This window comes from Sporosarcina sp. P26b, from assembly GCF_002743245.1.
GTDB lineage: Bacteria > Bacillota > Bacilli > Bacillales_A > Planococcaceae > Sporosarcina > Sporosarcina ureae_C.
On sequence record NZ_PDYW01000004.1, the window covers coordinates 145,286 to 169,466 of the forward strand.

The window sequence follows — 24,181 nt, forward strand, 5'->3', positions numbered from 1 at the left end:
GTCTTTACCCTCTTTTCCAGCGAGTACCTTGCGCTGTATCTTCCAATAAAATACCTTGTTCTTTTAGTTGATCTCTAATTTCATCCGAACGTGCAAAATCACGATTCTTCCGCGCATCCAGACGTTCCTGAATCAACGCATCCACTTCGACATCCACTAATTCACCTTCGTTTTCAAACGGTAAACCAAGTACATCCATTAATTTATCCAATGTATCAATAAATTGTTGAAGCACGCGACGATCTGTGTTTTTCTCTAGCAAATAGACGTTAGCCTGCTTAGATAGTTCAAAAATTGATGCTATCGCATTGGCTGTATTGAAATCGTCATCCATTGCCGTTTCAAATGCTTTGATTTGTTCGTTGATTTTATTTAACCAAAGCTCAGAGTCTTCAGCCAGATCTGCCGAGATCGACAGTCGGTGTTGCAAGTTGCTATATGCTGTGCGGATACGTTCCAATCCATTTTCTGCACTCTCCACAAGTTCCTGTGCAAAGTTAACCGGGTGACGATAATGCACGGATAGCATGAAGAAACGAAGTACTTTCGGATCGACTTGCTTACGGATATCATGCACCAAAATAAAGTTACCTAGTGATTTCGACATCTTTTCGTTATCGATATTAATATAACCATTGTGCATCCAGTAGTTAGCGAAGGTTTTTCCTGTAGCTGCTTCGGACTGTGCAATTTCATTTTCATGATGCGGGAACGCTAAGTCTTGCCCTCCTGCATGAATATCAATTGTGTCACCAAGAAGTTCTTTAGCCATAACCGAACATTCGATATGCCAGCCCGGACGACCTTTCCCCCACGGACTATCCCACGAAATCTCGCCATCTTTAGCTGATTTCCAAAGTGCAAAGTCAAGCGGATCTGTTTTGATCGTATTTTCTTCCACCCGTGCACCGACTTTTAATTCATCGATAGACTGGTGAGAAAGCTTCCCGTACCCTTCGAATTTACGCGTATGGAAGTAGACATCACCACGAGATTCATAAGCGAACCCCTTATCGATTAGGACTTGAATAAATTCCACAATATCATCAATATGCTCAGTTACACGCGGATGTGCTGTCGCTTCCTCACAGCCAAGAGCACTTACATCTTCATGATACGCTGCGATAAAACGCTCGGTTAAATCTCCAACTTCTTCATTTAATTCATTGGCTGCTTTAATGATCTTATCGTCTACGTCCGTGAAGTTTGAAACGTAATTCACTTCATAGCCGCGATATTCTAGATAGCGCCGAACCGTATCAAATGCAATTACAGGACGCGCGTTTCCAATATGAATATAGTTATAGACGGTTGGTCCACAGACATACATTTTGACCTTTCCCTCTTCTATCGGAACAAACTTTTCTTTTTTCCTTGTTAATGTATTATAAAGTTGAATGCTCATGTAAATCTCCCTTTTCTTCATTCACAGTTTCCAGCTGCTCAGTACGCAGTTTCAACTCTTGAATTTGCTTTTCTAATCGTTTGATTTCATCCTCAATTGGGTCTTGTGTAGAATGATCCAGCTTACTTTTTACACGTACTCCATTTGAAATAACGATTTTTCCAGGTATCCCAACCACCGTGGAATTGGGCGGCACTTCTTTTAAGATAACCGAACCCGCTCCTACTTTACTGTTCTCACCAACCGTTATGGAGCCCAGGACTTTAGCGCCCGACGCGACCAGCACGTTATCATGAAGTGTCGGATGTCGCTTTCCGCCTTCTTTTCCCGTTCCACCCAATGTAACCCCTTGATACAGCGTCACGTCATCACCAATCTCACATGTTTCCCCTATGACTACACCCATCCCATGGTCAATGAATAGACGTCTACCGATCACTGCTCCTGGATGGATCTCGATACCCGTGAAAAATCTACTGACTTGTGAAACTACACGAGCCAAAAACCGAAGATTACGCTTGTAAAATGCATGTGCAACACGGTGCATCCAAATGGCATGCAACCCCGAATATGTTAAAACTACTTCAATTGTACTGCGGGCCGCTGGGTCTTGATCGAAAATACAGCGAATATCCTCTTTCATACGTTTGAACAATGAACTTCCCCCTTTTTCTTCTTATATCTGGTCGTGTTTCCTAGTTCACAGTAATTTCTTGAGATGAAAAAAAGCGCCCCCGTCACTCATGATGACAGAGACGCATTAATTGCGTGGTTCCACTCCGCTTGAGAACATACTTGTTCCCCGCTTAATGTCTTTAACGCAGACTATACGTATGGCCTACTAAAAGTTTCGGCTCATCGCTCAAAGGTGCATTTCGATAGTGAACAACTCAGGTCATTTCCAGCCTAGATGACCTTCTCTAGAGAGCATTCATTATCTACTTTCCTTCTCAACGCTTTTCATATGACGATTTCATATTAGGTTCATTTTACAGAATATCACCGAAATGTCAATATTGATTATTTTGCGAATTTTCCAACGCGTTGAATAATTTTTTCTTTCCCAATCAACGCAATTGCGTCCGGCAATTCAGGCCCTGATGTCTCACCCGTTGCTACTACACGCACAGGCATGAACAAATTTTTGCCTTTATGTCCTGTTTCCTTTTGCACAGCCTTAATCGCTGCTTTAATCGACGGTGCATCGAAAGTTTCTAGTTCTTCAAGTTGCTTCTTAAGTGACGTCATTACTTCTGGCACTTGTTCACCTGCCAAAATTTCTGATGCTGTTTCATCATATTCCACTGTGTCATGGAAGAACTGGGCAGATAGCTCAACGATTTCAGCACCGAAGCTCAATTGACCTTGGTATAGCGCGATTAAATCGTGTACCCAAACTTGTTCTTCAGCTGACATATTTTCTGAAACCAATCCTGCAGCTTGTAGATGAGGTAATGTTAATTCAATTACTTCTTCTAAAGAGAGTTTTTTAATATATTGATTATTCATCCACGTTAGCTTATCCGTATCGAACATCGATGGTGATTTGGACAAACGCGACTCATCAAATTGCTCAACCAGTTCGTCATGTGAGAAGATCTCCTCTTCTCCGACAGGCGACCAACCAAGCAATGCGAAGAAATTAAACATCGCTTCCGGCAAATAACCTAAATCTTTATATTGTGTAATGAATTGAATGATGGATTCATCGCGTTTTGAAAGCTTCTTTCGTTCTTCGTTGACAATTAGCGTCATATGACCGAATCGTGGGTGGTCCCAACCGAATACGTCAAATACCATTAGTTGCTTCGGTGTATTCGTCAAATGCTCTTCTCCACGGAAAACATGTGAGATTTTCATCAAATGATCGTCCACTACTACCGCAAAGTTATACGTAGGAATACCATTCGTCTTCACCATTACCCAGTCACCGATGTCTTTTGATTCAAATGTGACTTCACCGCGCACAAGGTCATCGATTGTATACGTAACGTCTGCAGGAACACGCATACGGATGTTGTAAGATTTTCCTGCCTCTTCATTTTCTGCAACTTGTTCCGCTGTCAAATGGCGGCAAGTTCCATCATACATAGGCGCTGCGATTCCCGCTTCTTTCTGTGCGTCACGCTTTGCTTCTAGCTCTTCAGGAGTACAGAAACATTTATAAGCATGTCCATTTTCAAGCATTTCATCTGCATACTTCTTATATAAATCCAGACGTTCCATTTGACGATACGGTCCGTATTCTCCGCCAATATCAATTGATTCGTCATGATGGATACCGAGCCACGTTAAGTTTTCAAGTTGTGATAGTTCACCACTTTCAATATTTCGTGCTGTATCCGTGTCTTCAATACGAACAATGAATTTCCCGTCATAGTGACGAGCGAATAAATAGTTAAATAACGCGGTCCGCGCTCCACCAATATGTAGTTGGCCTGTTGGACTCGGTGCATAACGCACACGTACTTCTTGTGTCATAATATTTACCTCTCCGTTTCGAATTGATTACGTTCTTATATAATTTCCTATCTATTTTAACACTCTAGAAGATGTTTTGAAAGTTACTGGTTTTTCATCAGTAAAATCGTTGCCATCGCTGCGATTCCTTCTTCACGTCCAGGGAAGCCCAGACGTTCCGTAGTTGTAGCTTTCACATTCACTTGGGATAGATCTGCTTCAAGCAGTTCTGCTACGCGCTCACGAATGTCTCCGATATATGGCGCCATTTTCGGACGTTGTGCAATAATCGTACAATCAATATTCCCTAAACGATAGCCTTCTTCTTTTACCATCGTCCATACTTTCTCCAATAAAATAGCAGAGTCAGCGTCTTTGAACGCATCATCCGTATCTGGGAAATGTGTGCCAATATCCACTTTACCTATCGCACCAAGTGCAGCGTCTGTTACTGTGTGTAATAACACATCCGCATCAGAGTGACCGATCAATCCTTTTGTGTGCGGAATCGTGATACCGCCGATAATGAGTGGTCTACCTTCTTCAAATGCATGTACATCAAAACCTTGTCCGATTCGAAACATGGGGTTATTCCTCCTACTTTCTTCTTGCCAGTAAGATTTCGCCTATCGCGAGATCTTCTTGGGTTGTCATCTTTACATTATCATATGAACTTTCTACCACTTGCACGTCGTGACCCATCCGTTCCACTAGCATGGATTCATCAGTACCAAGAAAGCCATCTCGAATAGCCGAGTCGGATGCTTCCTTCAACAATTGATATTGGAATGCCTGCGGTGTTTGTACAAGCCACAATTTTTCACGGTCTAACGTTTCTTTCACTGCTCCGTTTTCCGCGTACTTAATCGTATCTTTTGCTTTGACTGCCGCGATCGCCGCACCTTTTTCATTCGCGGTGTTGACGAGCTCCGTAATGACTGATGATTTTAGGAAAGGTCTTGCCGCGTCATGGACGAGAACAACACCATTCCCTTGATACGCGTCAATACAAGCCGCAACACTGTTTTGTCGCTCACCGCCACCTTCTACAAATGTGATAGGTTTTGCATGCGCGCACTGTCCAAGTATCTTTTGAATGGCGGCTTGTTCCTCCGGTTTCACGGCCATAATGACCTCTTCACAATTAGGGTCTTCTTGAAACACACCCACTGTGTGATACAAAATTGAATGCTCGCCTATTTTTAGGAAGAGCTTATTTTGTCCGGCACCCATTCGTTTGCCGCTTCCCGCAGCAGGAATCATCACTGTATATTTCACGTTTGTCACTCTGCTTTCTATGCTAGTTATCGGCCTTTGGGTTTAGCAAAAATCATTCGACCCGCCGATGTTTGCAATACACTTGTTACTACTACATCGATAGCCTCTCCTATATGAGAACGACCATCCTCAATTACAATCATCGTGCCGTCATCCAAGTACGCAACACCTTGATTATGTTCTTTACCATCTTTTATAACGACCACATGCATTTCTTCCCCCGGAATTACTACAGGCTTCACTGCATTGGCAAGATCATTGATATTCAAAACTGCAACACCATGCAAATCAGATACTTTGTTTAAGTTGAAATCATTCGTTACAACCAGTCCATCCATTTTCTTCGCCAGTTTGACCAGCTTTAAGTCTACTTCTGCCACATTCGGAATATCTTCATCCGTAATCAGCACCTGGGGTCCATCATCATTTTGTAAACGCTTTAGAATATCTAGGCCACGTCTACCTTTTGTTCGTTTCAATGTATCAGATGAATCCGCTATATGCTGTAATTCAGTCAACACAAACTGAGGCACGACTAAAATCCCCTGTAAAAATCCTGTTGCTACAATGTCTGCAATACGTCCATCAATAATGACACTAGTATCCAATAATTTATATACATCTTTTTGTGGTGGAGTGACAACTGGTTCTGCCGATTCTTTCTTTTTCGCTGTTGTCATGCGTAAATTAGAAAATGCATTGATGAACTCTTCCCACTTTTTAAAACCTACTTGGAAACCTAAATAGCCTAGAAGAATAGATAATAAAACAGGCACAACTGAAGACACTACCGGAAAACCAATTGCACTTAGTCCGAAACTGAATAAAAATGCAACGATTAATCCTACGACTAATCCGATTGTACCGAATAACAAGTCCATGATCGGTGCTTTCAAGAGTCTTTCTTCAATCCATTTGATGAAATTCACAATCGGCTCGGTTAAAAATAAGCTTAATAAAAATAGAATGATAGCTCCTATGATTGCCTCCACATAAGGGTTTTCAATGATGGGGCGTGATGTAAACTCAAACATTGCGAATAAGTACGGTAAGAATAAAACACCGAGAGTTCCTCCGATTAATAAGAATGAAACTTGGACTACTCTTTTCAACATATTCTTCCACCTCCTTTTCCTTCCTAATAGTATACAACGAATTGTAGTTAGCCGCTTAGGTTAAGTGAGGAATTTCTAAAAATTCCTCACCACCCCTACTAGGACTATCTAAACAACGGGAATGTTTCTTACATTTTTACGGGTGTCGCTATGTATACGATTATTATCTGAATGCAATTCCTAATGCTTCCATTACCGTCTCCACACCGACCACTTCAATTCCTGACGGGACATCCCAACCACCCAGATTAGAGGATGGAATGATAATACGATCAAAACCAAGTTTTGCCGCTTCCGTCACACGTTGTTCTATTCTAGATACCCTTCTAACCTCACCTGTTAACCCTACTTCACCAACAAAACAATCTCGCGCACCGACGGCAGTGTCTTTAAAGCTCGATACGATACTTAGTAAAACCGCCAAATCAATGGCTGGTTCATCTAGTTTAACGCCGCCTGCAACTTTAATATACGCATCTTGTGTCTGCAATAGCATTCCCGCACGTTTTTCCAATACTGCCATCAATAACTGCACGCGGTTTTGATCCAGTCCGGTTGCCATGCGCTTCGGATAATTGAAACTGGATGCTGTCAACAATGCCTGGATTTCAACAAGTATAGGTCGTGTACCCTCCATAGACGCAACAATGGTAGAGCCCGCTCCACCTTGTGATCGCTCGCGCAAGAACATTTCCGAAGGATTTAAGACTTCCTTTAACCCCGCTTGCAACATTTCAAAAATAGCAATTTCATTAGTGGAACCGAAACGGTTTTTGACACTTCGTAAAATACGGTATGTGTGGTGACGTTCACCTTCAAAATACAGCACCGTATCTACCATATGCTCAAGCAGTCGCGGACCTGCAATTTGCCCTTCTTTTGTCACGTGACCTACGAGGAATATCGCAATGTTTTGCGTCTTTGCTATGCGCATTAATTCCGCAGTACATTCGCGCACTTGCGATACGCTTCCTGGTGCTGATGATACTTCAGGATGATGTACAGTCTGAATCGAATCCACAATTACAAATCTCGGCTTCACTTCATCTACAGTTTCATTGATCATCGCTAAATCTGTTTCGGCATAAATATATAGCTCATCTGACTTCACACCTAAACGTTCCGCACGTAACTTAGTTTGCTTAATCGATTCCTCTCCTGATATATACAGTACGCGCTGTTGTTGATTTGCAAGCAGTGACGAGACTTGAAGTAATAAAGTAGATTTCCCAATACCCGGATCACCACCGATTAATATGAGCGAGCCTGGAACAATCCCGCCTCCAAGTACGCGGTTTAATTCCTCTAACTCCGTTTTGACACGCGGCTCTTCAGCCATTTCCACCTGACTTATCGGTAAAGCTTTCTGCTTCACTCTTTCACCATGCTGAAATGCAGCACGCGGTCCTTTTTGTACGATCTCTACTTCTTCATCCATCGTATTCCATTCTCCACAACCAGGACAGCGCCCCATCCATTTGGCTGACTCATATCCACAAGAACGGCACATGAACTTCGATTTACGCTTAGCCATACACTCTCTCCTTATTGAAAAATACGAAAAGGACAGCCCGCTGCGCTTTTTAAAAACTAAGCGAGCGAGCTATCCGGAACATCATATTATTATTTTTCTGCTGCTACTACTGTTTGTTTCTCCGTGCGTACGATGAACTTGTCATCCTCTACGTCAACGATCACTTTTTCACCCATCAGAACTTTACCTTCAAGTAACTCTTCAGATAAACGATCTTCTACATGTTTTTGCAATGCACGACGTAATGGACGAGCTCCGTACTCCGGATCATATCCTTCTTCCGTGATTTTATCTTTAGCGGACTCAGTCAACACCAATTCGATGTCTTGTTCAGTCAAACGCTTAGAAAGTTCATCACTCATCAAGCTGACGATTTCACGTAAGTGCTCTTTCTCCAATGAATGGAAGACAATCATGTCATCCACACGGTTCAAGAACTCTGGTCGGAATGTTTTCTTCAATTCTGCAAGCATTTTTTCTTTCATGTCATCGTAGTCGGATTCACCATCTTGAATATTAAAGCCGACATAGCGGTTTTTCTTCAATTCAGTTGCTCCAACGTTCGAAGTCATGATGATTACCGTGTTGCGGAAATCAACTGTACGTCCTTTAGAATCTGTTAAGCGTCCGTCTTCCAATACTTGTAATAGTATATTAAAGACGTCTGGATGCGCTTTTTCAATTTCATCTAGCAATACAACTGAGTACGGCTTACGGCGAACCTTCTCAGTTAATTGACCGCCTTCATCATATCCTACATATCCTGGAGGTGATCCGACTAAACGAGAAGTTGAATGTTTCTCCATGTATTCGGACATATCGATGCGAATCATTGCATCTTCATCGCCGAACATCACTTCTGCCAACGCACGGCCCAGTTCAGTTTTACCTACACCAGTTGGTCCTAGGAAAATGAATGAACCAATCGGACGCTTCGGATCTTTCAATCCTGCACGTGCTCGACGGATAGCTTTCGAAATAGATAACACAGCTTCTTTTTGGCCAATGACACGCTGATGCAAAATCTCTTCCATGTTCAGTAATTTAGCTGACTCTGTCTCTGCAATCTTGTCAACAGGGATTCCTGTCCACATCGCTACAACAGACGCAATATCATTTACTGTCACTTCGGATTCAGTCTGTCCTTGTTTTTCCTTCCAAGCGGCTTTCGTTGTTTCTAATTCTTCCTTCATCTTCTGCTCTTTATCACGATAAGAAGCGGCTTTTTCAAATTCTTGGCTTTGAACAGCTGCATTCTTCTCGGAACGAATTGCTTCAAGTTTTACTTCAAGCTCCTTCAAGTTAGGAGGAGTAGTATACGAGCGTAAACGCACTTTTGATCCAGCTTCGTCAATCAAGTCGATCGCTTTGTCTGGCAAGAAACGGTCTGAAATATAGCGGTCGGACATTTTCGCTGCCGCTTCGACTGCTTCATCTGTAATCTTTACACGGTGATGCGCCTCATAACGATCGCGCAAGCCTTTGATAATTTGTATCGTTTCATCTACTGAAGGCTCATCAACTTGGATCGGCTGGAAACGACGCTCAAGTGCTGCATCCTTTTCAATATATTTACGATATTCATCAAGTGTTGTAGCACCGATACATTGTAGTTCACCGCGTGCAAGAGATGGTTTCAAGATGTTGGATGCATCAATAGCACCTTCTGCTCCACCTGCACCGATCAACGTGTGTAATTCATCGATGAATAAGATAATATTGCCCGCTTGACGGATTTCTTCCATTACCTTCTTCATTCTATCTTCAAATTCACCACGGTATTTCGTACCCGCAACGACTGTCCCCATATCAAGCGTCATAACGCGCTTATCACGTAAGATCTCTGGCACTTCGTTACTCACTACTTGCTGTGCCAAGCCTTCTGCAATTGCTGTTTTACCAACGCCTGGTTCCCCAATTAACACGGGGTTGTTTTTCGTGCGACGCGCTAAGACTTCAATAACGCGTGTGATTTCTTTGCTACGACCAATTACCGGATCCAATGTACCTTCACGTGCAATTTCAGTTAAATCACGTGCTAAGCTATCCAATGTCGGTGTTGCTGCTGATGCAGAATTCGCTGGATTATTAACTGAACTCTCATCATTACCAAGTAACTGAAGTACTTGTTGACGTGCTTTATTTAAACTAACACCCGCATTATTTAGAACGCGTGCAGCGACGCCTTCTCCTTCTCGAATCAAAGCCAATAAAATATGCTCAGTACCGATATAAGAATGTCCCAGTTTGCGTGACTCATCTACAGATAACTCGATAACTCGTTTTGCACGAGGAGTATAATGAACAATCGGACCCACGTCTTTAGAGCCCACACCTACCAAAACTTCTACTTCACGTTCAATAGTATCTGCATTCACATTAATTGCTTCAAGAGCTTTCGCTGCGATGCCGCCACCTTCTCGAATCAAACCAAGTAAAATATGCTCAGTACCAATAGATTCATGTTTTAAACGTATTGCCTCTTCTTGGGCCAGTTGTAAAACCTTTTGTGCACGTTGTGTAAATCGATTAAACATCATATTCATTCCCCTCTTTCCTTCATTCAGTGGACTATACTCTATGTTATGCAAAATAACGCATCGTTGCTTTGTTTCCTATCACTTATATATATTCAAGTCAGTTCGCGATACAACCAAATCCGCATATTGACTTTGACTATCTTTGATTAATTATAAATCTTCTTTATCCTACTTGCAAAAACTTTGCTCACGATGGATCAGTATCTTGCTCTGGTACAGAAGATTTCCCTACACCCAGCCGATTACGGAACAATTGTGCACGAAGGATATCACGCTCATCTGATGTTAATTCTGCACCCGCATATTGCTGAAGGAAACCCGGCTGCATGAAGATCATCAATTCATTCAAAATAGACATGTCGATATTTTCGAATATACCTAAATCAATACCCAATCGGACGTCAGACAAACATTTTGCCGCTTCTGCCGATGGTAAAATCCGCGAATGTGTCAGCGTCCCAAGCGCTCTGAATAATCTATTCTCCAAGTGAACTTCCGATTTGGCCAATAATAGTTCGCGTGATTTCTTTTCATGCGCTATCAGACGTTTCGCAATACTTTCCAAGTCTTTCAGGATTTCTTCTTCTGATTTACCTAGTGTAATTTGATTGGAAATCTGATAAATATTTCCGAGCGCTTCGCTGCCCTCTCCATAGCTTCCTCGTACGACCATCCCAAGCCTTGATATCGCTGGAATAATGCGCTCGATTTGTTTAGTAATCGTCAGTGCAGGTAAATGCATCATGACCGATGCGCGCATTCCTGTACCGGTGTTGGACGGACAACTAGTCAAATAGCCAAATGTCTCATCAAATGCATAGTCTAAATTCTTTTCTAACTCGCTGTCTACTTGATCAGCATGTTCATACGCCTGATCAATTTGAAAACCTGGATAAATGCATTGAATGCGAATATGATCTTCTTCATTTACCATAATACTGATTGTTTCATCTTCCGACAGTAGAACAGATCCGTGCTTTTTAGGATCAATTAACTGCGGACTGACTAAGTGCTTCTCGACTAAAATTTGTCTCTCAAGTGGTGTTAAATCTTTCATAGTAGTACCAGTAAAGTGGTGATCCTCCATCGTCTCGACTGCATGATTCAATGCCTCACTGACATCATTTGCATCTTCTTGCGACGCGCTTATTGGAAATAAATGTTTTTGGAGGTTGCGGGCCAGTCTAATTCTTGTGGATAGGACGATGTCGGCGTGTTCCCCTTCTGCTACCATCCAACCCGTCAGTTCCTGTTTGATGAATTTTTCAAATGACATGTTGATCGTCACCTCCATCTTCCAGTTGCTGTTTCAGCTGATTCGCCTCATCCCGCAAAGATGCGGCTTCTTCAAACCGTTCATCTTCTACGGCCTCTCGCATTTTCGTACGAATATCTTCAAGCTTTTTCTTTAAGGCAAAACGTTCATTAAGCGAAACCGGTATTTTCCCTCGGTGTTGCGCGTGACCGTTGTGTAATTTTGCAAACACCCTTGGCAACTGTCCACGAAATGCATCGTAACATGTAGCACAGCCAAACTTTCCACTGTCGAGAAAACGATGGAAGGTTAAACCACAGTTCGGACATTTCGGACCATCCGGAAGCGTTTCACCGGTTTTCTGTTCTGGAAATATTTCAGAACCTCCTAACCAGTGTGCCAAGAATTGTTGAATCGACAAAGGTTCTTGATCAGGACTGAAAGAAAATGTCTGCGAATAAAACGCACATTTATCGCATAAATGGCGCTCTGTTATACCATTTGGTGTTTCTTGTTTAAACACGACAGTAGCGGGTCGTTCTTTACAGTTTTCACAAAGCATCGGGACTCACCTCATTCTATCTCTTCATATATTAATGTAACTAACATGGCGCGAAGGATACGCGATCGCAGTGCATCACGCTCAGGCAACATATAACGCAGTGTTGTACGTCCCACTGCCGCGAGCATCAGTTTAGCTTCACGCTCTGTAATGACTTGTTCTTCAATTAAACGAATAATCACATCTTCCGCCATAGTGGAGGACGCTTCACTTTCTAAAACTTCTAGCGCTTGTTCAAGTAAGTCTTTTCGGGAGTTGGTACGCACGCGATAAATCCGGATGTAGCCCCCGCCTCCGCGTTTAGACTCTACAGCGTAGCCACGCTCGACTGTAAATCGCGTTTTAATCACGTAGTTAATCTGTGATGGAACGCATTGAAACTTCTCAGCAATCTCATTTCGTTTGATTTCAATAGAAGCACTATCTTCCTCTTCGATAATCGACTTCAAATATCCTTCTATAATGTCAGAAATATTACGCATCTCGTCACCTCGTTTCGCTCAACGTTCTAGTTGACTTTGACTATCTTTGACTTGATTGTATCGCAAAAATCGGACATGATGCAATTCATTTGTTTGTATGTATACCTGTTTAGGCTGAAAGGAAACCTGTTGCTAGGTTGTCACATTAGGCTATTTATTATTCAATTAGTTACCAGACAAAAACATAGTGAGTTGGTAGGGACTGTTGATTACGCTCCAAACAGATGCGTTTCACTGACGATCGCTTATTATAATCTTTCTAAAAAGAATACCAATTAAAAAATAAAAGACTGAAGAACAAATCCTCATAGCGGATTGTCTTCAGTCATATACTGTCCAAAAGTTTTCTTCTTTTCTCTTTACATAGTGATGGGTTCTTTACGCATTGGTTCTAGGTCGACTTCGAAGCCCATGTCTTCAAGCATCTTTAGATCTTGGTCATTTTCTTGACCCGCTGTTGTGAGGTAATCACCGATGAAGATAGAGTTTGCTGCGTAAAGACCTAGTGGTTGTAGACTTCTTAGATTGACTTCACGTCCACCCGAGATACGGATTTCTTTGCTAGGGTTAATGTAGCGGAACAGACACAGGACTTTTAGACAGTAGCGTGGGTCCAGTTCTGACGTTCCTTCTAATGGTGTTCCATCAACTGCGTGCAGGAAGTTTACAGGTATGGAGTCTGCGTCCAGTTCGCGCAGGCTACGTGCCATAGAGATAATGTCTTGCTTTGTTTCACGCATGCCGACGATGACGCCTGAACACGGAGAAATGCCTGCTTCTTTGGCCAATCCTACAGTGTTTACACGATCTTCGTATGTGTGCGACGTTGTTATACTTTCGTGATGCTCTGCGGATGTGTTCAAGTTGTGGTTGTAGCGATCTACTCCTGCCTCTTTCAAACGAGTCGCTTGTCCTGGCTTCAAAATTCCTAGGCAAGCACATACCGTCATTCCTTTATGCTTTTCTTTAATTTGTTTAACAGAGTCAATGACTATGTCCAGTTCACTGTCACGTGGTCCCCGTCCACTTGCAACGATGCAATAAGTGCCTGCTTTATTGGCAGCCGCACGCTCCGCACCTTCAAGTATCTCTTCTGATTTCATCATTGCATACTTTTCGACAGGCGCTTTTGAAACGATGGACTGAGCGCAATAACCACAGTTCTCCGGACATAAACCTGATTTCGTATTGATGATCATATTCAACTTTACTTTATTTCCGAAATAATGTGATCGAATCGAGTACGTTGCATGCAGCAATAATAGTAAATCTTCATCTGGGCTGTTTAATAGTGCAAGTGATTCCTCGTCGGTTAATACATGTCCTTCTAGTACTCTAGTAGCGAGTTGTTGGTAATTCATTATAATGTACGCCTCACTTTCAAGTGTTTTGATATTCTGAACGCAAACATGCCTGACAACACAGCTAGAATTAGATCTTTTGGCAGTGGAGGCATCATCCATAGCCATGCAATCTTATAAGAAAACACCTCGGGTGCAGCAGCCCACATCTTATACGCAAAATACATCCAACTTGTACCTAGTATGTAGTTGATTGCGGTAGCGACTAGCGCTGCGGTAATAAAAGCAGGCAGGGTCTGATTTCGCTCGACAATCTTTCCCGCTACATAAGCAATTAGAATGAAAGTAACAATAAAACCGAACGTCGGACTTAATATCTGACCGAATCCGCCTGAAAATCTTGCGAAAACCGGTGCACCCGCTAGCCCTATTAACATATACACCGTCATTGATAACGCACCTAGACGGCTGCCGAGTAATAGTCCCGACAAGATTGCGAAAAACGTTTGCAATGTAATAGGTACTCCACCAACTACTAAAAACGGCACGAAGGATGTAATATTTGCACCAATCATCATTAATGATGCGAACATTCCACTGTATACAATGGTTAGTGCATTGAATCTACTGACCGGTCGACTCTCTGTTGCAGTTGCCATCATGTCACCTCTTTTTATATTAGTTACCATAAAAATAATAGAGGTTAACTCATCTTGTGTCAACACTATTTATTCTTAAGTTAACTCTAAAAATAAATAAAAAAAAGACTGCAGCATCATGCTGACAGCCTACTTCTTCTTATCAATCTGTTCTTCCTTTTCTTTACGGAACAGAACGCTTGAAATTAAACCACTAAATATTGCAGCTGCAATCGTAATGTACACGCGCATATCATAAGTAACTTCTTCGTAACTATTACCTATCATGATCCAAGCAAGAGTACCTACAAGAACAGCGATTGGAAATGAGTATTTAAAGAACCGCATAATTCCTCACCTTTTCAATTTACTCCTTTAACTTTATCATAAATATCGCAATTTCTCTATGTTGCAAATCCCGACTACGAACTTCACTGAATGTTCACTTGACGAAGAACAACAAAGCCGCTATGATGTGGTTAGAATAATCAAAATAATTGAATAAGAATCGTATCTTATCAAGAGAAGCTGAGGGACTGGCCCGTCGACGCTTCAGCAACCAGCCGTTTAGGCAAGGTGCTACTTCCAGCAGTCTGTCAAGTTGACGCACTGAAAAGATGAGAGGGAACTAGTCATTGAGATTACAAAGCCTTCTAATATACTTGAAGGCTTTTTTTGATTAGAAAAGCAAAGGGGAGATGGGAACATGTCATTGCTAGAGAAACTACAAACAAATGTCCTAACAGCAGATGGGGCAATGGGGACGATTTTATATTCTTACGGAATTGATTATTGTTATGAAGAGCTAAACATAGAAAAGCCCGAAATTATAGAGCAAATTCACCAAGACTACATCGCAGCAGGTGCAGATATCATCCAAACGAACACATACAGCGCTAACGCGATTAAATTGGCCCGATATGGTTTGGAGAGTCATGTGACGGAATTCAATAAAGCAGCCATCCAAATCGCAAAGCGCGCAGCAGCACCTGGCGGACAATTCGTTCTTGGCACAATCGGCGGTCTACGTGGCATTCGTAAAAGTGATGCGACATTGGATGAAATAGAAAAAGTCGTATTAGAACAAGCAAACGCATTATTAACAGGTGATCCCGACGGTCTTTTATTGGAGACCTATTATGATTTTGAAGAATTAGCATCTGTTGTTAGCACATTAAAGAAAGTTACGGACGTGCCATTAATTGCACAAGTTTCTATGCATGACCCCGGTGTACTTCAAAACGGACTTTCATTAAACGATGCTCTTCACCAACTTGAGTCTCTCGGTGCAGACGTTGTAGGCGTCAACTGTCGCTTAGGACCTTACCACACGATTCAAGCATTCGATAATGTCACGTTACCGAAAAAAGCATTTTTATCAGCTTATCCAAACGCCAGCCTATTAGACGTAGAAGATGGACGAATAGTCTATGAATCAGAGGCAGAGTATTTCGGTCGTGCTGCCGTACTACTACGCGATCAAGGGGTTCGGTTAATCGGTGGATGTTGCGGTACAACGCCTAAACATATTAAAGCAGCCAAAACGCAGTTAGCTAGACTTGCGCCTATTACAGAAAAAGTCGTACAGCCGTCAAAACCTATCGTCATCCAAGAAGCGAGTCCTGTACAACACCAACCGCTTCACATAAAAGCCAAAACAGAGCGTACGGTGATTGTAGAGTTGGATACACCGCGCCATTTAGAGACAGAAGATTATGTCAAAGGCGCGAACGTATTATACGATGCAGGCGTTGACGCGATCACAATGGCGGACAACTCACTTGCCTCCCCTCGTATCAGTAATATGGCGATGGGCTCAATCATTAAAATGCAACACAATATTCGCCCGCTCGTTCATTTGACATGTCGCGATCATAATCTTATTGGATTGCAGTCACATTTGATGGGTTTGGATGCACTAGGTATCACGGATGTGCTGGCGGTAACAGGTGACCCAACGAAAGTGGGAGATTTCCCAGGGGCTACGAGCGTTTATGACGTGAACAGTATGGAGTTAATACAATTAATCAAAAAGTTGAATGAAGGTATTTCCTTCTCTGGAAAGCCATTGCGCAAAAAAGCCAACTTCTCTATTTCAGCAGCATTCAATCCGAACGTACGCGTAGTGGAACGTGCCGTACAGCGGCTAGATAAGAAAATCGAAGCGGGCGCAGACTACTTTATCACTCAACCTGTTTATACAAAAGAAAAAATCATAGAAGTATATGAAGCAACGAAGCATTTGGACACACCGATTTTTATTGGGATTATGCCGTTGACGAATATTCGAAACGCAGAGTTCTTGCATCACGAAGTACCTGGCATTAAGCTTTCCGATGAAGTATTGGAAAGAATGCGCCAGTGCAGTGATGATCGAGATCAATCGACAGAAGTTGGCCTGGAAATCGCAAAAGAACTTCTTGATACAGCAGCGAAATACTTTAAAGGTATCTATCTAATTACACCATTCCTTCGTTACGATATGACGTTAGAGTTGTATGAGTATATTAAGGAATTAGACGAGCAGAAGGAGAGGGAATTACTACATGCAGAGACATCCTATTGAAGAACAACTAGATAAACGAATCCTGATCATTGACGGTGCGATGGGGACGATGCTACAAGCGGAAGATTTCTCGACAGAGGACTTCGGCGGAGAAGAATACGATGGATGTAACGAATACATGAGTGTGTTACGCCCTGATGTTTTAGAAAAGATTCACGATGAGTACTTAGAAGCTGGCGCTGATATCATTTGCACGAATACGTTTGGTGGTACACCCCTTGTGCTGAATGAATTTTCACTAGGTCACCGCGCAAATGAAATTAATGCAAAGTCAGTTGAAATTGCAAAAAAGAGTGCGGCGAAGTTCTCTACACCGGAATGGCCACGTTTTGTCGCAGGTGCAATCGGACCAACGACAAAGACACTTTCCGTTACAGGTGGGATTACGTTCGATGAATTATCTCATGATTTCTACGTTCAAGCAAAGGCACTTATCGAAGCAGGCAGTGACTTGATTCTGATGGAAACGAGTCAGGATATGCTGAACGTAAAGGCTGGTACGATTGGCATTAAAAAGGCGTTTGAAGAACTTGGACGCGAAATACCCATTATGATTTCAGGTACAATCGAGCCTATGGGTACAACTCTCGCAGGCCAAAGCATCGAATCCTTCTATATTTCCATTGAACACGTTCACCCTCTATCGGTCGGCTTGAACTGCGCAACGGGTCCTGAATTCATGACAGATCACTTGCGTTCATTATCAGAGTTAGCGACAAGCTACGTTACGTGCTATCCAAATGCTGGATTGCCGGACGCGGAAGGACATTACCACGAATCACCTGAGTCCCTATCAAAAAAGCTTGCAGGCTTTGCCGAAAAAGGCTGGCTAAATATGGTTGGCGGTTGCTGCGGTACGACGCCTGACCACATTCGTGCAATTAGAGAAGCAGTAAAAGACTTAAAGCCTCGCCAAATAGCGGAACCTCACGGCCATGCAGTTTCAGGTATCGAACCATTACTATATGACGAAACTATGCGTCCTCTATTGATTGGTGAACGAACGAACGTGATCGGTTCGCGTAAATTCAAGCAGCTGATCGTAGAAGAGAAATTTGAAGAGGCTTCTGAAATCGCACGTGCACAAGTAAAACGTGGAGCACACGTATTGGATATTTGTCTTGCGAATCCCGACCGTGATGAGTTGCATGATATGACTCGCTTCATGCAAGAAGTAGTGAAGAAAGTTAAAGTCGCTCTAGTCATTGACTCGACAGATGAAAATGTTATTGCGGAAGCGCTGAAATTCTCACAAGGTAAGGCGATCATCAACTCCATTAACCTAGAAGATGGTGAAGAACGCTTTGACGCGGTACTTCCTTTAGTTAAAAAGTATGGAGCAGCTGTCGTAGTTGGAACGATTGATGAAACCGGAATGGCTGTAACGAGAGAGCGCAAACTTGAAGTCGCGTTACGTTCATATGATTTACTCGTCAATAAATGGCAGATCCCGCCTGAAGATATCATTTTCGATCCACTCGTCTTCCCTGTGGGCACAGGCGATGAACAATACATTGGCTCTGCAGTAGAAACGATTGAAGGAATTCGATTAATCAAAGAAAAGCTTCCACGTACTCTAACCACTTTAGGTGTCAGTAACGTATCATTCGGACTACCGTCTGTTGGTCGTGAAGTATTAAATGCCGTGTACTTGTATCACTGTACACAAGCAGGTCTTGATTATGCGATTATAAACACAGAAAAACTTGAACGTTATGCTTCTATTCCAAAAGATGAAGTAAAGCTGGCAGATGATCTACTGTTTTCCACAACGGATGACACACTGGCAGCATTCGCAGACTTTTATCGTGGTAAGAAAAAAGAAAAAACAGAAGATGATCTACCGAAAACTGTAGCTGAACGTCTTGCATACTATATAGTCGAAGGAACAAAAGAAGGTTTAATTCCTGACTTGGATGCCGCTTTAAAAACATATGACGAACCACTTGATATCATCAATGGTCCACTCATGACAGGGATGGCTGAAGTTGGCCGTCTATTCAATGATAATCAGCTGATCGTAGCAGAAGTTCTACAAAGTGCTGGAGTCATGAAAGCTTCGGTTTCCTATCTTGAGCAGTTCATGGAGAAAAAAGAAGACGATTCGGGGAAAGGTAAAATTATCTTAGCTACAGTTAAAGGTGACGTACATGATATCGGGAAAAACTTAGTAGAAATCATATTAAGCAATAATGGATTTAAAGTAATCGATATCGGAATCAAAGTAACTCCTGCCGCATTGATTGAAGTAATCCGTAAAGAAAAGCCAGATATTGTAGGTCTGTCCGGATTACTCGTTAAGTCTGCACAACAAATGGTCTTGACTGCACAAGACTTCAAGGCCGCGGGTATTGATACGCCTATTATGGTTGGCGGAGCAGCGTTGACAAGACGCTTCACCGAAACTAAAATCGCTTCTGAATACGACGGTCCAGTAATTTTTGCCAAGGATGCGATGCAAGGGCTTGATTTAGCAAACCGTCTACAAAGTGAAGGTAAAGAAGAGCTACTTGAAGAATTAGTGCAAAGTATCGAAAAGCGTGAAGCCAATGACGCCATAAAAGCAAGTCGCGGAGCTGTAGCAGTTGCAGTCAAGCCGCGTCCAGTGAAAACGGTGCGCACCGATGTTCCAGTATTCGTACCGACAGATTTGCGCAGACGTGTCGTGAAAGATTATTCTGTCGCACACTTACATCCTTATGTAAATATGCGCACACTGATCGGTCACCACTTAGGCCTGCGTGGAAATGTCGATAAAATGCTTGAACGAAAAGATGAACGTGCAGTACAACTTCACGACATGGTCACCGAGTTCTTGAAGTCCGATAAAATGAAAGCTTCCGGCGTTTATCAGTTCTTCCCTGCCCAAGCAGATGGCGATGACGTAATTATTTACGATCCGGAAGATTCAAAAACTGAAATCGAACGCTTCACGTTCCCACGTCAAGACAAGGAACCATTCCTATGCTTAGCTGACTACTTGAAAACAGTAGAAAGCGGCGAGATGGACTACGTCGCTTTCATGCAAGTAACTGCCGGCAAAGGCGTTCGTGATTATGCAAACAAATTGAAAGCGGAAGGAAAGTTCCTAGAAAGCCACGCATTCCAGTCAACTGCTCTGGAACTCGCGGAAGGATTCGCTGAACGGATTCACCAAGAAATCCGTGACCAGTGGGGATTCCCTGACCCAACTGACTTCACTATGCTCGAACGTTTCGCAGCTAAATACCAAGGCCAGCGATTCTCATTCGGCTATCCAGCCTGTCCGAACCTAGAAGACCAAGCCAAACTCTTCCGCCTCATCAGACCGGAAGAGCACGGAGTTATTCTGACCGAAGAATTCATGATGGAACCAGAAGCATCCGTATCCGCAATGGTCTTCGCACACCCCGACGCGAGATACTTTAATGCATAACATTAAATGCTGAAAGCGCCTTGTAGACTCGACAGGCGTTGGAGGAACTACCACAAAGGCGCTCCTTGCCTTTTTGGTAGTTCTGAAACGTCCCGAGAGTCTGGCGCTTGAAGTAGAAAAAAACCCGCTATCTCTGAATACAGAGACAGCGGGTTTTTTCATAGTAATAGAAGTTTATCGGCACCTTCTACGACGGTGACAACCACCGCCACCATGTCCTGGGCCGAAGCCTGGTCCAAAGCCTGGTCCCATTCCTCCTCCAAATCCTGGGCCTCTTCCTGGCATAATAGTAGAGCCCATAACGTCTTCAGTAGTTTCTGTATAGTAGTGCTGTGGCACACCAACCACGTGGTGTCGATTCACATTCACGATCGGATGAATAAATGGCATTTCCTGTTTAGTGAAGCAATCATTAAAGCGATACTGCGGTGGGCAAACTACGGGTTGGAAACCTTGCTGCTGTCCACCTGGCATACCTTGCATACCTTGCATACCATGCATACCTGGCTGATACTGTTGGTGCCCCCACCCTTGCTGGTGATGTCCACCTGACATTCCACAATGTCCTTGATTCATTTCTCCACCTCCTTATACCCTATTACATGCGAGCTAATAAATTTGTTACGGGCTACCGCCATAGAATAGTAAAAAATAAAAAAACAATATCCTTGATTACCAGGAATAAAGGACACTGCTACATTATTAACAGACTGTTTATCATTCACAGTTTGTAGTCATAAAAGATTTCTCAGACCGTAAAAAGTTGGAGTCACGACGCAACTCCAACCTAGCCAAATATAGTAATGATCTAATAAAACAACCTATTCTGTTTAGAGCGCATGAGTGAAATTTACGTTATGTGGGTATAGTACGATATCACCTATTTTTTGAAGGAGAGAAATTATATGAAACGAAATAGAATTATATTATTTGACGGTGAATGTAACTTTTGTGACGCGAGCGTGCAATTTATTATTAAACGTGACCCGTACAAACATTTTTCATTCGCTTCTTTACAAGACGATGTAGGTAGAAAACTTCGCAAAGACTATCAAATTCCTGATAACGTAGATAGCTTAGTATTGATTGAAAATGGTAAAGCTTATACAAAATCAGGCGCAGCTTTACGTATCGCGAAAAAATTGGATGGACTTTGGCACTTAGCATTTCTATTCATCGTCATTCCACCCGCAATTCGCGACATTGCCTACGACTATATTGCAACAAACCGATATAAATGGTTCGGCAAAAAGGAATTATCCTGCATGTTGCCTTCACCTGAAGAACGTCAACGTTTTATCTCGTAAAGATTTTAACTCTCTATCCAAATACGATAAAAAGACTGAAAACAAGCTCCAATGTTCCTGGAGTTGCTTTCAGTCCGAGCCTTCCTACGTTACGGAAGGCTTTTTTTCATGAAGTTAATTCTTTATATTCTTCGTCAGAAAAGGCCCGTGATCTAGTCAGGAAACGTTTCCCTTCCACTCCCTCGAGCGAAAACATTCCACCACGTCCATCGACTACGTCAATAATTAGCTGTGTATGTTTCCAATACTCAAACTGACTTTTCATCATATAGAATGGCATGCCACCGATGTGCCCTAGCAATACGTCTTGGTTACCGACAATTAAATCACCATCTTCGTAACACATCGGAGAAGATCCATCACAGCAACCCCCGGACTGATGAAACATCAGAGGACCGTGCTTATCTTTTAACAACTCTATAAGAGCCAATGCTTCTTCTGTTGCGACTACTCGATCTGGCATAGGAATTCCTCCATTCACTGCGGATCCTCCAGATAGATTCGATCAAAAGAATCCTTGTTTGCTTTCATCGTAGCTAACTAGCATGTTCTTTGTCTGCTGATAATGAGCTAGCATCTGTAAGTGATTTTCACGGCCGATACCCGAAGCTTTATAGCCACCGAAAGCAGAGTGTGCCGGATATGCATGATAGCAGTTCGTCCATACGCGTCCTGCCTGAATCCCGCGACCGAAGCGGTACGCTGTATTCATATCACGCGTCCACACACCTGAACCTAGTCCATACAATGTATCGTTCGCAATTTCTAGCGCCTCTTCTTTATCTTTAAACGTCGTTACTGCAACTACAGGACCGAAAATTTCTTCTTGGAAGATTCTCATCTTATTATGTCCTTTAAATACAGTCGGCTGCACATAATAACCTTCTGCAAGATCACCTTCGAGCTTATTTTGCTCTCCACCTGTCAGACATTCTGCACCTTCTTGTTTTCCGATATCTAGGTAAGAAAGAATCTTCTCTAGTTGCTCAGTCGATGCCTGGGCACCCATCATGACCGTTGGATCTAATGGATTTCCTGTCTTGATCGCTTTAACACGCTCAAGTGCACGTTCCATGAACTTATCGTAAATGGATTCCTGAATCAACGCACGAGATGGGCATGTACAGACCTCTCCTTGGTTTAATGCGAACATTACGAAACCTTCAACTGCTTTATCAAGGAATGCATCATCTTCCGCCATTACATCTTCGAAGAAAATGTTCGGGGATTTTCCGCCCAATTCCAAAGTAACCGGAATCAAGTTTTGAGAAGCATACTGCATGATCAGACGGCCTGTTGTCGTCTCCCCTGTGAATGCAATCTTATTGATACGTGGATTGGAAGCTAATGGCTTTCCTGCTTCTAGTCCGAAACCGTTGACTACGTTCAGCACACCTGCCGGCAGTAAGTCTTCGATTAATTCAACCAACACCAAAATAGATGCAGGCGTTTGTTCAGCCGGTTTTAGCACGACACAATTTCCTGCCGCTAATGCCGGAGCAAGTTTCCATACTGCCATTAGAATAGGGAAGTTCCAAGGAATGATCTGACCTACGACTCCTAGTGGCTCATGGAAGTGATAAGCTACTGTGTCGTTATCGATTTGACTGACTCCGCCTTCTTGCGCGCGAATTGCAGAAGCAAAGTATCTGAAATGGTCAACTGCTAGCGGAAGATCGGCATTCAATGTTTCACGAACGGCTTTTCCGTTATCCCATGTTTCAGCTACAGCAAGCATTTCTAAGTTCTCTTCAATACGATCTGCAATTTTCAGCAAAATATTTGAACGTTCAGTGACTGATGTTTTTCCCCACGCGTCTTTTGCTGCATGAGCTGCATCCAGAGCTAGTTCAATGTCTTCTTCTGTAGATCTCGCTACCTGAGTAAACACTTTACCTGTCACTGGTGTTGAATTATCGAAATACTGACCTTTGACTGGTGCCGTCCACTTGCCGCCAATGAAATTTTCATAGCGTTCTTTGAACTGAACCTTTGAACCTTCTGTATTTGGATTTGCGTAAACTAGATTTTCTGAAGCTTGTACCATACTGCGTCACACTCCCTATTCTCATTATTTTGCTTGTATCTAAGCGCAACTGTTATGCACGCAAAGCTATTATACGAAACATAGTTTCACTTTATTCCTGATGTGTACGCTTTCATAAGCTATCTTTTATTCTAAACTATTCGGTAAGCGCTTTCAATCAAATAGTTTTATAGTTCATACAAATTGTTGTGTGTTTAATAATCGCTCTATTCTAATCCGCTTATAAAGATTATAAAACTGTACATTTTAGGTAATGCTAAAGAAAACTACTTTAGT

At 42.6% G+C, this 24,181-nt stretch carries 20 protein-coding genes, 1 riboswitch and 1 other annotated feature; of the genes, 3 read left to right on the forward strand and 17 right to left on the reverse strand.

Features of this window, described 5'->3' with window-relative positions; genetic code table 11:
• Positions 1-4: 4 nt before the first annotated feature.
• The 14 genes from cysS to CSV69_RS06430 all read right to left on the reverse strand — a co-directional run bounded on the left by cysS (position 5) and on the right by CSV69_RS06430 (position 14,918).
• Entirely contained in the window at positions 5-1,405 is a 1,401-nt protein-coding gene (gene cysS, locus CSV69_RS06365; protein ID WP_099692968.1) for a cysteine--tRNA ligase, read from the reverse strand.
• A complete protein-coding gene (gene cysE / locus CSV69_RS06370; RefSeq protein WP_099692969.1) occupies positions 1,386-2,060 on the reverse strand; it encodes a serine O-acetyltransferase in 675 nt (224 codons plus the stop codon). Before cysE ends, cysS begins: the two co-directional genes overlap by 20 nt.
• Positions 2,061-2,153: 93 nt before the next feature.
• Positions 2,154-2,368, reverse strand: a binding site (T-box leader).
• Positions 2,369-2,425: 57 nt separating this feature from the next.
• A complete protein-coding gene (gene gltX / locus CSV69_RS06375; protein ID WP_099624839.1) occupies positions 2,426-3,886 on the reverse strand; it encodes a glutamate--tRNA ligase in 1,461 nt (486 codons plus the stop codon).
• A gap of 83 nt (positions 3,887-3,969) precedes the next feature.
• Positions 3,970-4,449, reverse strand: a complete 480-nt coding sequence (ispF, locus tag CSV69_RS06380; protein ID WP_085427482.1) for a 2-C-methyl-D-erythritol 2,4-cyclodiphosphate synthase — start codon at positions 4,447-4,449, stop codon at positions 3,970-3,972.
• 13 nt (positions 4,450-4,462) lie between these two features.
• Complete coding sequence (gene ispD, locus CSV69_RS06385) at positions 4,463-5,143, reverse strand: 2-C-methyl-D-erythritol 4-phosphate cytidylyltransferase (protein WP_099692970.1); 681 nt, start codon at positions 5,141-5,143, stop codon at positions 4,463-4,465.
• A gap of 26 nt (positions 5,144-5,169) precedes the next feature.
• Positions 5,170-6,258, reverse strand: a complete 1,089-nt coding sequence (locus tag CSV69_RS06390; RefSeq protein WP_085427484.1) for a PIN/TRAM domain-containing protein — start codon at positions 6,256-6,258, stop codon at positions 5,170-5,172.
• Between the two features lie 163 nt (positions 6,259-6,421).
• On the reverse strand, positions 6,422-7,792 hold the full coding sequence (gene radA / locus CSV69_RS06395; RefSeq protein WP_085427485.1) for a DNA repair protein RadA: 1,371 nt from the start codon (positions 7,790-7,792) through the stop codon (positions 6,422-6,424).
• Positions 7,793-7,881: 89 nt separating this feature from the next.
• Positions 7,882-10,332 carry an ATP-dependent Clp protease ATP-binding subunit gene (locus CSV69_RS06400; protein WP_085427486.1) on the reverse strand — a complete coding sequence of 817 codons (2,451 nt, stop codon included), beginning with the start codon at positions 10,330-10,332 and terminating at the stop codon, positions 7,882-7,884.
• A gap of 187 nt (positions 10,333-10,519) precedes the next feature.
• The gene (gene mcsB / locus CSV69_RS06405; protein WP_085427487.1) at positions 10,520-11,608 is read right to left on the reverse strand and encodes a protein-arginine kinase McsB; all 1,089 of its coding nucleotides are present in this window, start codon (positions 11,606-11,608) and stop codon (positions 10,520-10,522) included.
• Positions 11,598-12,149 (reverse strand): UvrB/UvrC motif-containing protein, encoded by a 552-nt coding sequence (locus CSV69_RS06410; RefSeq protein ID WP_085427488.1) that lies wholly within the window; start codon positions 12,147-12,149, stop codon positions 11,598-11,600. The genes mcsB and CSV69_RS06410 overlap by 11 nt, the downstream gene beginning before the upstream one ends.
• A gap of 11 nt (positions 12,150-12,160) precedes the next feature.
• Positions 12,161-12,631, reverse strand: coding sequence for a CtsR family transcriptional regulator (locus CSV69_RS06415; RefSeq protein ID WP_085427489.1), 471 nt, complete (start codon positions 12,629-12,631; stop codon positions 12,161-12,163).
• A gap of 359 nt (positions 12,632-12,990) precedes the next feature.
• On the reverse strand, positions 12,991-13,992 hold the full coding sequence (gene bioB / locus CSV69_RS06420; protein ID WP_099692971.1) for a biotin synthase BioB: 1,002 nt from the start codon (positions 13,990-13,992) through the stop codon (positions 12,991-12,993).
• The gene (locus CSV69_RS06425; protein ID WP_099624841.1) at positions 13,992-14,594 is read right to left on the reverse strand and encodes a biotin transporter BioY; all 603 of its coding nucleotides are present in this window, start codon (positions 14,592-14,594) and stop codon (positions 13,992-13,994) included. The genes bioB and CSV69_RS06425 overlap by 1 nt, the downstream gene beginning before the upstream one ends.
• 126 nt (positions 14,595-14,720) lie before the next feature.
• Complete coding sequence (locus tag CSV69_RS06430) at positions 14,721-14,918, reverse strand: hypothetical protein (protein ID WP_085427492.1); 198 nt, start codon at positions 14,916-14,918, stop codon at positions 14,721-14,723.
• A gap of 164 nt (positions 14,919-15,082) precedes the next feature.
• A riboswitch (SAM riboswitch) is annotated at positions 15,083-15,194 on the forward strand.
• A gap of 82 nt (positions 15,195-15,276) precedes the next feature.
• On the opposite strand from CSV69_RS06430, the gene CSV69_RS06435 reads away from it, so the two are divergent.
• Together CSV69_RS06435 and metH are read left to right on the forward strand one after the other, a co-directional pair.
• A complete protein-coding gene (locus CSV69_RS06435) occupies positions 15,277-17,136 on the forward strand; it encodes a bifunctional homocysteine S-methyltransferase/methylenetetrahydrofolate reductase (protein WP_099624842.1) in 1,860 nt (619 codons plus the stop codon).
• Entirely contained in the window at positions 17,117-20,551 is a 3,435-nt protein-coding gene (metH, locus tag CSV69_RS06440; protein WP_099692972.1) for a methionine synthase, read from the forward strand. The genes CSV69_RS06435 and metH overlap by 20 nt, the downstream gene beginning before the upstream one ends.
• Positions 20,552-20,725: 174 nt before the next feature.
• Here the strand turns inward: metH and CSV69_RS17010 are convergent, their stop codons facing one another.
• Positions 20,726-21,127, reverse strand: a complete 402-nt coding sequence (locus CSV69_RS17010; protein WP_199170396.1) for a hypothetical protein — start codon at positions 21,125-21,127, stop codon at positions 20,726-20,728.
• Between the two features lie 329 nt (positions 21,128-21,456).
• Here CSV69_RS17010 and CSV69_RS06455 point away from each other — a divergent pair, with 329 nt between their 5' ends.
• Positions 21,457-21,858, forward strand: coding sequence for a thiol-disulfide oxidoreductase DCC family protein (locus CSV69_RS06455; RefSeq protein ID WP_085427496.1), 402 nt, complete (start codon positions 21,457-21,459; stop codon positions 21,856-21,858).
• 106 nt (positions 21,859-21,964) lie between these two features.
• On the opposite strand, the gene CSV69_RS06460 is transcribed toward CSV69_RS06455, so the two are convergent.
• Both CSV69_RS06460 and adh read right to left on the reverse strand, forming a co-directional pair.
• On the reverse strand, positions 21,965-22,321 hold the full coding sequence (locus CSV69_RS06460) for a DUF779 domain-containing protein (protein WP_085429029.1): 357 nt from the start codon (positions 22,319-22,321) through the stop codon (positions 21,965-21,967).
• Between the two features lie 42 nt (positions 22,322-22,363).
• Positions 22,364-23,905 carry an aldehyde dehydrogenase gene (gene adh, locus CSV69_RS06465; protein WP_085427497.1) on the reverse strand — a complete coding sequence of 514 codons (1,542 nt, stop codon included), beginning with the start codon at positions 23,903-23,905 and terminating at the stop codon, positions 22,364-22,366.
• Positions 23,906-24,181: the final 276 nt, after the last annotated feature.